Genomic DNA, 9,165 nt, shown 5'->3' with positions numbered 1-9,165 from the left:
CGTTCAGTCCTGCATGTCCTCGAGCTCGATGCCGGTGGTCTCGCGGACCATCTTGATCGTGAAGATCAGCGAGAGGAGTCCGAAGAACGCGTAGAGCCCGTACGCGAGGCCCAGCGAGAAGTCGGCCAGGGCCGGGAAGGTCACGGTGACCAGCCAGTTGGCGATCCACTGCACGAACCCGGCCACCGCCAGCGCGGCGCCGCGGATCTGGTTCGGGAACATCTCGCCCAGCAGGACCCACATCATGGGGCCCCACGAGACGCCGAAGAAGACCACGAACAGGTTGGCGGCCACCAGGGCGAGCGGACCGGCGGCCGGGCCGAGCACCGGGGCACCGTCGACCACGTTGGCGGTGGCGAACAGCACGGCGAGGGTGCCGAGGGAGAGGGTCATGCCCGCCGAGCCGACGAGCAGGAGCCGACGGCGGCCGACCTTCTCGACGAGGGCGATCGCCACGATGGTGACCACCACGTTCACGATGGACGTGATCACGGTGATGGTGAAGGAGTCGGACTCGGTGAAGCCCACGGACTGCCACAGCACGTTCGAGTAGTAGAAGATCACGTTGATGCCGACGAACTGCTGCAGCGCGGCCAGGCCGATGCCGACCCAGACGATGGGCTTGAGGCCGGCGGTCCGGCCCCGGAGGTCGGACATCCGCGGCTTGCGCTCGGTGTGCAGGCTCTGCTCGATGAGGCGCACGCGCTCCTTCGCGGAGGCGTCCCCCTGCAGGTTCCCCAGCACCGCCCGGGCGTCGTCGGCGCGTCCGTTCGCCACGAGGTACCGGGGGGACTCGGGGATGAAGAAGGTGCCGATGCCGTAGAGGACCGCCGGAACGGTCATCGCGAGGAACATCCAGCGCCAGGCGTCGAGTCCCCACCACAGCTCCTCCGTGGAGCCCCCGGCCATGGCGGCGAGCCAGGCATCCACCGCGAGGGAGACGAAGATGCCGAGCACGATGCCCATCTGCTGCAGCGAGCCCAGCCGGCCGCGCACCGCGGCCGGGGCGATCTCCGCGATGTAGGCCGGGGCGATGACGGAGGCCACGCCCACGCCCACGCCGCCGATCACGCGCCAGAAGATGAACCAGCCGAAGGAGTCCACCAGGCCGCAGCCCAGGGCGCTCGCGAGGAAGAGCACCGCGGCGATCTTCATCACGGGGACGCGGCCTACGGCGTCGGCGATGCGCCCGCCGAAGAAGGCGCCGGCCGCTGCGCCGAGCAGGGCGGAGGCGACGGCGAAGCCGAGGGGGCCCGCGCTGACGCCGAACTCCTCCTGGATGGCGGAGACCGCGCCGTTGATGACGGCGGAGTCGTAACCGAAGAGGAAGCCGCCGAAGGCGGCGATGATGCTGATCCGGAGGACCGCCGAGGTGTTCGGGTGCTCCGCGACCGTCGGGGTCGTGGCGTCTTGGCTCATCGGAGAGCTCCCTTGCTGGTGGAGAGATCGGCTGCTGGTGGAGGAGACGGCGTGGGCTCAGGACGTGCCGGCCGCCGCACCCCGGGGCGGACGCACCTGCCGACGCCGAGGGGTTCGTGTGACGCGGTCCACACTAAAACTCAGGGCGCTGAATGTCCATTAGTCGAAGACAGGTGTCGTCCGGCGCGTCATTCTCGCGGAACCGCCCCGGCGGGCAGCTCCGCGTGCTGCAGAGCGAGGATCACGGCGCCCACCACGTGGGCCTCGATGCCCAGCAGCGCGGTCTCGATCCGCAGCTCCCGGACGCTGCCGCGCACCCCGTGGCGGGAGACGACCTCGCGCAGCGGGCCGAGCAGCAGCTCGCCGGCCCGGGCGATCTCGCCGCCGACGACCACGAGCTCCGGGTTGAGGGTGTTGCACAGATTGGCCACCGCCGTGCCGAGCAGGCGGCCGGTGTCCCCGACGACCCGCCCGCAGCCGACGTCGCCGGCGAGGGCCGCGGCCACGAGGTCGGGCACGGTCAGGTCGGCGCCGTGGGTGGCGGCCAGCAGGCCCGTGAGGTCCCCGGAGGACACGTAGGTCTCGAGGCACCCGCGGTTTCCGCACCGGCACACCCGTCCGTGCTCGTCGACGGTCGTGTGGCCCAGCTCCCCGGCGGACCCGGTGGCGCCGCGGAACAGGGACCCGTTGAGGATCAGTCCCGCGCCCACGCCGTGGCCGATCTTGAGGTAGGCCATGTGCTGGGTGCCGCGCCCGGCGCCCCAGGCGTGCTCGCCGAGAGCGCCCGCGTTGGCGTCGTTCTCGACGACGACGGGCAGACCGAGCCGGCGGCCGGCTTCCTCCCGCAGGTCGATCCCGCTCCAGGCCGGCATGATCGCGCTCGCACTGACTAGCCGGCCGTCGAGGTCCACGGGGGCCGGGAGGGTGAGACCCGCCGCGAGCAGTCCGGAGCGGGGGGTGCCGTGGTCCCGGAGCAGGGCGTCGAGGGTCCGGCCGACCAGCTCGAGGTCCTCGGCGAAGCGGTGCCCGTCGGGCAGCTCGTGACGTCGCTGGGCGTGGATCCTCTGGTTCAGGTCCGCGACGGCCACCGTGACGTGGCGGTGTCCCACGTCGATGCCGACCACGTGGCCGGCCGACCCCCGGAACCCGATGAGCTGACCGCGGCGGCCGGCGCCGTCCGTCTCCATGACGAGCAGCCCGGCGTCGATCAGCTGGTGCACGATGCTGGACACCGTCGACGGTGCCAGCGCGGTGCGCCGGGAGATCTGGGCCTGGGTGAGGTGCCCGTCGCGGCGCACCGTGTCGAGCACCCTCCGCTGGTTGGCGTTGCGCAGGGATGTCTGCGAACCGGGTTGCACAAGGGACTCCACGGACTCGGACATCATCGTCCTCTTTCACCGGTGAACGTGAACAGGAATGTCATCCTAATCTGCGTTCACAGGTCGAAGACAGGGGAAGTGCCTCGGCGCTTCCCGCGGGTCCGGTCCCGGAATCCTGCCCGGCAGGCCTCAGAGGGCCTTGCCGGCCTCGGCGATCAGCCCCTTGGTGGCGGCGACCTGTGCGGGGGAGGCCGCGACGAAGTGCTCGGTGCGGGTCACCACGGTGGGCACCGTGGCGTTCCCCTCGTTGAGGGACTCGACGAACGCCAGGGCGTCCCGGTCCTCCCAGATGTTGGTCCACGCGGCCCGCTCGGCGTCCGGACCCAGTCCGCGCTCGAGCATGCCGCAGAACGGGCACCCGGGCCGCCAGTAGATGGCCACCCCGCCCTCCTCGACGTGCTGCACGGCCTCGGCGTGGGAGAGGGCCGGGCGGCTGCTGCGGGACGGGTCCTTTTTGAACACGGGTGCTCCTCGCGGGTCGGGCGGCGGGGTGGAAGTGGCGGCCCAGTCTAGCCGGGCCGCCGATCGTCAAGGGTTGTCCCCCCTTGAGGGGACAGGGGCTGAGAACGGCGCGAGGGCGGCGGACTGCGTCGACAGTCTCGTTCTCCGCGTTGCACAGCCCGAAGACGTTGATTTTACCTGCGCATTGTGGTGTTCCACGTGAAACTCCGGGTCAGTGAAGGAAAATCATCCTTTTCCAGATGAGTGGGGGAGGAAGGGGCCGGGAGGGACGCGGAACGTCACACAGGCGCGTGCAGGGCGCTGTTTCCGGCCCGGAGCTTCATGAATTGTCATTCTCTGTACCGATTCGGGAAATTTTCCCCGAACTCTCTTGCCACCCGGTCGTCCGGGGATGCGCGGAACGTGGCGTGTGCCATGGTGGTGGACATGGCAATTCCGGCGCAGCATTCTTCCCCCCGGCCGGCCCGCTCCACCTGGTCCCTCCCCCAGCTGCACCAGTGGGTGGTCGTCCCCTTCATCGTCGTGCTGGCCACGGCGACCGTGGGACGGCTGCTGGTGTACTCCCCGGGAGTCGCGGCACAGGAGTTCGAGGTCCTGCACCGGCTCGACGCGGCACGCCTCGGCGTCCTCGACGCGCTGGCACTCGTCCTGCACCACGCGTTCTCCACGCCGGGGGCGTTGGCGATCATCGCCGCTCTCACCGCGTGGCTCGCACTCGCCCGCCGGCGCCCGTGGGACGCCGCCGGTTTCGCGGTCACGGCGCTCTCCGGCTGGGCAGCGGTCGGGATGGTGAAGGTCGCCGTCGGCCGTCCCCGGCCGGACAGCACGGCCTTCCCGGAGCCCCTCGTCCTCGTGGAGGGCCTCACGTCCTTCCCCTCCGGGCACGCCGGAGCCGCCCTGGCCATCGCGGCGGCGTTCTGCCTCGCGATGCGCCGGTCCAGGTTCGCCTCCGCCGTCCTCGTCGCGGGGCTGGGCACGGCCGTGCTCGTCGGACTGTCCCGCCTCTACCTGGGCGTGCACTATCCCCTCGACGTCCTCGCCTCGTTCCCCGTCGCGTGGGCGGGCCTGGCCGTGGGCTGCGGTGTCGCCAACCACCTCGTGCCCGCGCTCGCCTACGGCTTCGGCTGGCAGCAGGAGGACGCGGCGTGGCACGAGGTCGAACAGGGCACTGCCGCCGAGGAGCACCCCGCGGCGGAGGCTCGCCCCGACACCGCACGGATTCCGGTCGTCGCCCGGCGGGCGGGACAGCACGCCGCCTGACGCGCTGCCCGCACCGGCCGGGGAGATCACGGGCCAGGAAGACCCCGGAGCAGGTGGTCGGCACGAAGCCGGCCCGGAAGATCTCCCAGGTCCTGCCGGACGGGGGTGCCCGGAGCCGTGGCTCCGGGCACCCCCGTCCGGGCCTCAGGCGTCGATCCGCCGGTGGAAGGGCCACCAGATGGCCCGGCCGATGTCGTAGGTCACTGCCGGCACCAGCAGCGACCGGACGATCAGCGCGTCCAGGAGCACGCCGAACGCCACGATGAACGCCAGCTGCACCAGGAACATGATCGGGATGACGGCCAGCGCCGCGAACGTGGCCGCGAGCACGATGCCGGCCGAGGTGATCACCCCGCCGGTGAGGGTGAGCCCCCGGAGGATGCCCGCCCGGGTGCCGTGGACCAGCGACTCCTCCCGCACCCGGGACATCAGGAAGATGTTGTAGTCGATGCCCAGGGCCACGAGGAAGACGAAGCCGAAGAGCGGGACCGAGGGGTCCGCGCCGGGCAGGTCCAGGACGTTGTTGAACACCAGGGCGGAGACGCCCAGGGCCGTGAAGAAGGAGACCACGGTCGTGAGGATCAGCAGCACCGGCGCCAGGACGGAGCGCAGCAGCAGCATGAGGATCAGGGTGATGACCACGAGGATCACCGGGATGATCAGCGTGCGGTCGGCGATCGAGGTCTCGTTGGTGTCGATGTTCGTCGCCGTGGTGCCGCCCACGAGGATCTCTGCGTCGGCCGCGCGCAGGTTCTCGCGCAGCTCCCGCACGGTCTGCTCCGCCTCGGGGGAGTCGGCGGCGTCGGACAGCGTGGCCTGGAGCTGGTAGAGACCCTGCGCCTCGGTCGGTTCGGCCCCGGCGAAGGGCCCGGCCGGCGGGGCGGCGTCCTCCCCGAGGGGCAGGGTGCCGGACGGCGAGTCGTCGGAGACGGCGACGACGGCGGCGACCCCCTCGGTGCCCTCCACCGCCTCGACCGCGGCGTCCAGGGACCCGGTCGGGACCAGCAGGACCGCGGGACTGCCGGAGCCGCCGGGGAAGTGCTGGGCGAGGGCCTCCTGGCCGTCCCGGGCCTGGGACTCGCCGAGCACGAGCTCGCTCTGCTCCACGCCCGAGGCCTGGAACTGGGTGCTGAACCCGGCGAGGGCGAGGAGCACCACCGTGGTCACCACCCAGATCGCCCGGGGCGCCCGGGTCACGAACCGGGCCACCGAGGCCCACACGCCCCGGCCCTCGACGGTCGGACGGGTGCCGGGCCCGTGCTCCAGCACGCGCACGCGCTCCGTGCCCGAGGCGTCGTACCGGGGCCGGAACGGCCAGAAGGCCCCCCGTCCCGTGGCGTAGAGGACGGCGGGAAGGAAGGTCAGGGCCGCCAGGACGGACATGACGATGCCGACGGAGGCCACCGGGCCCAGCGCCTTGTTCGAAGCGAGGTCGGAGAGCAGCAGGCAGAGCAGACCCGCGATGACGGTGGCGCCGGAGGCGACGACCGGCTCGACCGAGCCCTTGAGGGCCGCGCGGGTGGCCTCCGCCCGTCGCCGGTGGTGCAGCAGCGCGTCCCGGTAGCGGGCCGTGTACAGCAGCGAGTAGTCGGTGGCGGCGCCGACCACGAGGATGAACAGGATGCCCTGCACCTGGCCGCTGATGGTCACGAGCTCGTTGGCCGCCAGCCAGTACACGACCAGGATGGCGGCGCTGAGGGCGAAGACCGAGGTCAGCAGCACCAGGACGGGCAGCACGGGGGACCGGTAGACCACGAGGAGGATCACGAAGACCACGGCCAGCGCCACACCCAGCAGGAGCCCGTCGATGCCCTCGAAACCGGCCACGAGATCGGCCGTGAACCCGGCGGGACCCGTGACGTAGCTCTGCAGGCCCTCGGGCCGGTCCGCCTCGAACCGGTCCGCGAGCGCCTCGACGTCGTCGACGACCTCGCCGTCGGGCAGGGGAACGACGAGCTGGAAGGCCTCTCCGTCCTCGGACGGGATCAGCGGCGAGGTCTGCCCCTCGGCCAGACCGCTCTCCTGCACGGACGCGACGGTCTCCTCGGCCCACGCCCGGTCGGCGGCGCTCAGCCCGCCCTCCCGGGTGAGGAGGACGATGGCGGGGATCGCCTCCGAGTCCCGGAACTCGCTCTGCAGCAGGGTGACCTGCGTGGACTCGGTGGACTCGGGCAGGAAGCTGGACTGGTCGTTGGTGGAGACCTCGGAGATCTTCCCGAAGTACGGCCCGCCCACGCCTGCCACCGTGAGCCACCCGACGATCAGCAGCGCCGGCAGCAGGATCCGCAGCAGTCCCGCCCAGCGGGGTCCTCGTGGAAGCTCGGGGGTCTCCGCCCAGGGGGCAGGGCGGGAGGTGGCGGGGGCCGGGGTGGTCATGGCTGGCCTTTCAGGTGCGGCAGGATCAGGTCGGAGCCGCGGGGACCGACGGACCCCGGCGCGGGACCGGAGGCGACGGGGTCTGGGACCAGACTAATATTTCGAAAACAGAAATAAAATCCCGGGTTCAGTCGTAGACGGCCTTGACGCACAGCACCGGGCAGGGGCTCTCGAGCAGCACGCGCTGTGCCGTGCTCGCCATGATGATCTTGCCCACCGGCGAGCGCCGCCGGATGCCCAGCACGATGAGCTCGGCTTCGCGGTCACGGGCGGTGTCGAGGATGACGTCGGCCGGGTCGCTGTCGTGGTCGGGCTCGCGCAGCTCGTAGCGCACCCCGGAGCGGGCGAGCTTCTGCTGCTCCACGTCGATGTCCGCGTCGATCTCCGGCGGCTGGTGGCGCTTGGGCCGAGGCTGCACCACCACCAGGTCCGTGCCGCGGCGCTCGGCCTCCGAGATGGCGGCGTCCAGGGCCGCGTGTCCGGGGGCGGTGGGCATGTATCCGACGACGACGGTCACGGGTTCTCCTCGGGTAGCGGCGCGGCAGGGGGGGCGGGGGACCGCCGGGTCAGGGTCCGCGGTGCGGGTCCTGGTCCCCGGGCTCGTCCTCCATGCGGGCGAGGGCCTCCGGGTGCTCGAACCGCACCTTGCGGCCGAGGAACAGGCGGTCGTAGAGGAAGTTGAGGATCCACAGGCCCACCCCGATCAGCAGCAGGACCACGGCGATCTGGTACTCGATGACGTCCTGCGCCCACGGCCCCACGAGGTAGGCGCAGGTGACCGCGCCCAGATAGGGCAGCACCCGGGGGGCGTGGAAGTAGTCGTGGGTGGGGCTGTGGTCCTTGCGCAGGATGATCGCCGCGATGTTGACGATGGTGAACACACCCAGGAGGAGGAGGGCGGTGGTGCCGCCGAGGGCGCTCGCCGTGCCGCTGCCGAGGATGTTGTTGATGACGACGATCAGGCCCATCGCCAGGAGGGTCGTGAACACGATGGCCGACCAGGGGGTGCGCCGGCCGTGCAGGACGTGGCCCAGGAAGTCCGGCAGCACGCCCTGACGGGCCATGCCGTAGAGCAGCCGGGAGGCCATGAGCATGTTGATCAGGGCGGTGTTGGCCACGGCGAAGATCGTCAGGAACGGGTAGATCGCGTCGATGGGGATGTTGGGGGCGCCGATCCGGACCATGTCCAGCAGCGGCGTGGTGGACTCGCCGAGCACGCCGATGGGCACGACCGCCACGGTGAAGATCGAGACCAGGATGTAGACGGCGCCCGTCAGGCCGAGGCCGAAGAGCATCACGCGCGGGAAGTCGCGGCTGGGGTCCTTGGTCTCCTCGACCATGTTGACGGAGTCCTCGAAGCCCACGAAGGAGAAGAACGCGAGCGAGGTCACCGCGGTGAGGGCCAGGAAGATGCCCTTGTCCTCGGAGGTCTCGAAGATCATGGTCTGGCTGAAGTCGGCCCGGCCCTGGAAGGACGCCCAGAACCCCACGAGGATGACGATGAGCAGGCCGGTGAGCTCGATGGAGGTCAGGACCACGTTGAACGCGAGGCCCTCGGTGACGCCGCGGATGTTGATGACGGCGAGGATCGCGATGAAGATCACGGCGATCACGGTGATGGTCGTGGTGTCCACCTCGAGGCCGAAGCCGCGGGCGAAGTTCGAGGCCACGGCCGAGGCCGCCGTCGAGGCGGAGGTGAGACCCGAGCTGAGCACCGCGAAGGTCACCAGGAAGGTGATGAAGTGGATGCCGAAGGCCTTGTGCGTGTACAGCGCGGCGCCCGAGGCGCCGGGGTACTTGGTCACGAGCTCGAGGTAGGAGAACGCCGTGATGGTGGCCACCACGAACGCCACGAGGATGGGGGCCCACGCGGCGCCGCCGATCTCGCCGGCGATGTTGCCGGTGAGGGCGTACACGCCGGTGCCGAGGATGTCGCCCACGATGAACAGCAGGAGCAGGCCGGGGCCCATCACGCGCTTGAGCTCCGGCTGCGGACGGGACCGGGTCTTGGAGTCGGCGGACTGGGCCATCGGATGCCTCGAATCGGTGGTGACGGGCTGCGGACCCCGGGCGGACGGTGATCGTGGCCACAGCCTATGCCACGTCCCGCGCCCGGCGCAGGTGGTGGCGGGGGACCCCCCGTGTTCCTAGCCTGGGACCATGACGAGCACAGGGGCCCGCTTCCGGCTGACCGACCTCCGCCTCCCGTTCCTGGGGGCCCCCATGGCCGGCGGCCCGTCGACCCCGGCGCTGGCCGCGGCGGTGACGG

Annotated in this window: 7 protein-coding genes; 1 reads left to right on the top strand and 6 read right to left on the bottom strand. The window is 71.2% G+C overall.

What is annotated here, in order from left to right; genetic code table 11:
• Positions 1-3: 3 nt before the first annotated feature.
• The 3 genes from ACYVM4_RS07710 to ACYVM4_RS07700 all read right to left on the bottom strand — a co-directional run bounded on the left by ACYVM4_RS07710 (position 4) and on the right by ACYVM4_RS07700 (position 3,260).
• Positions 4-1,419 carry a sugar porter family MFS transporter gene (locus tag ACYVM4_RS07710; protein WP_368821481.1) on the bottom strand — a complete coding sequence of 472 codons (1,416 nt, stop codon included), beginning with the start codon at positions 1,417-1,419 and terminating at the stop codon, positions 4-6.
• A 188-nt stretch (positions 1,420-1,607) separates the two neighbouring features.
• Entirely contained in the window at positions 1,608-2,804 is a 1,197-nt protein-coding gene (locus ACYVM4_RS07705; protein WP_460668150.1) for an ROK family transcriptional regulator, read from the bottom strand.
• Positions 2,805-2,927: 123 nt separating this feature from the next.
• Positions 2,928-3,260, bottom strand: coding sequence for a glutaredoxin domain-containing protein (locus ACYVM4_RS07700; RefSeq protein ID WP_460668149.1), 333 nt, complete (start codon positions 3,258-3,260; stop codon positions 2,928-2,930).
• Positions 3,261-3,686: 426 nt separating this feature from the next.
• On the opposite strand from ACYVM4_RS07700, the gene ACYVM4_RS07695 reads away from it, so the two are divergent.
• Positions 3,687-4,520: a phosphatase PAP2 family protein gene (locus tag ACYVM4_RS07695; RefSeq protein WP_460668148.1), complete on the top strand. Its 834-nt coding sequence runs from the start codon at positions 3,687-3,689 to the stop codon at positions 4,518-4,520.
• 144 nt (positions 4,521-4,664) lie between these two features.
• Here ACYVM4_RS07695 and ACYVM4_RS07690 read toward each other — a convergent pair whose 3' ends face one another.
• From ACYVM4_RS07690 to ACYVM4_RS07680, 3 genes are all read right to left on the bottom strand, one after another.
• Entirely contained in the window at positions 4,665-6,896 is a 2,232-nt protein-coding gene (locus ACYVM4_RS07690; protein WP_460668147.1) for an MMPL family transporter, read from the bottom strand.
• A gap of 127 nt (positions 6,897-7,023) precedes the next feature.
• Entirely contained in the window at positions 7,024-7,413 is a 390-nt protein-coding gene (locus ACYVM4_RS07685) for a universal stress protein (protein ID WP_368821486.1), read from the bottom strand.
• A 49-nt stretch (positions 7,414-7,462) separates the two neighbouring features.
• Entirely contained in the window at positions 7,463-8,926 is a 1,464-nt protein-coding gene (locus tag ACYVM4_RS07680) for an APC family permease (RefSeq protein ID WP_368821487.1), read from the bottom strand.
• Between the last annotated feature and the right edge of the window lie 239 nt (positions 8,927-9,165).

The sequence above is a fragment of the Kocuria himachalensis genome, assembly GCF_054784195.1.
The sequence above is the reverse complement of the archived record's forward strand: the minus strand, read 5'-3'. Positions and strand labels throughout refer to the sequence as shown.

What these genes read in the sequence shown, in the direction of transcription:
- ACYVM4_RS07710 (WP_368821481.1), bottom strand. Translation starts at nt 1,419, where the DNA reads ATGAGCCAAGACGCCACGACCCCGACGGTCGCGGAGCACCCGAACACC.
- ACYVM4_RS07705 (WP_460668150.1), bottom strand. Translation starts at nt 2,804, where the DNA reads ATGATGTCCGAGTCCGTGGAGTCCCTTGTGCAACCCGGTTCGCAGACA.
- ACYVM4_RS07695 (WP_460668148.1), top strand. Translation starts at nt 3,687, where the DNA reads ATGGCAATTCCGGCGCAGCATTCTTCCCCCCGGCCGGCCCGCTCCACC.
- ACYVM4_RS07690 (WP_460668147.1), bottom strand. Translation starts at nt 6,896, where the DNA reads ATGACCACCCCGGCCCCCGCCACCTCCCGCCCTGCCCCCTGGGCGGAG.
- ACYVM4_RS07680 (WP_368821487.1), bottom strand. Translation starts at nt 8,926, where the DNA reads ATGGCCCAGTCCGCCGACTCCAAGACCCGGTCCCGTCCGCAGCCGGAG.